Origin of the sequence: Aeromicrobium phragmitis (assembly GCF_003674095.1) — a bacterium.
In the GTDB taxonomy this organism is placed as follows: Bacteria; Actinomycetota; Actinomycetes; order Propionibacteriales; family Nocardioidaceae; genus Aeromicrobium; species Aeromicrobium phragmitis.
On record NZ_RDBF01000220.1, the window covers coordinates 1 to 339 of the forward strand.

The 339-nt window shown below is 64.0% G+C and carries 1 protein-coding gene; it reads right to left on the bottom strand.

Annotation, left to right across the window (positions count from 1 at the left end; all coding sequences use genetic code 11):
* Positions 1-22 precede the first annotated feature (22 nt).
* Positions 23-339 (bottom strand): recombinase family protein (locus D9V41_RS17055; protein WP_133434254.1); only part of this gene is annotated, 317 nt, incomplete at its 5' end.

The window sequence follows — 339 nt, forward strand, 5'->3', positions numbered from 1 at the left end:
GTCTGCCGGAATGTCGACGACATTAATCACTGAGAGCGCGAGCAACAGAAGACGCGCCGACGCTGAGAGCCTTGGCGATCTTCGCGTAACTATGCCCTGCTGCCCGCAGTTTCTTCGCGGCCTCGATCCGCTCGGGTGTCATCACGGTCGGTCGGCCGCCGACGCGACCCTCGGCTCGAGCATGGGCGAGGCCACGCATTGTGTTCTCTCGGATCGTGTCGACGCGCAGCTGAGCGAACACGGCGACGATGCCGTAGAGGGCTCGACCCATCGGGGTGGTCGTGTCGATCGCCGGTTCAGTGAGGCTCTTAATGAGCACGCCGCGCTCGTCGAGCTCGT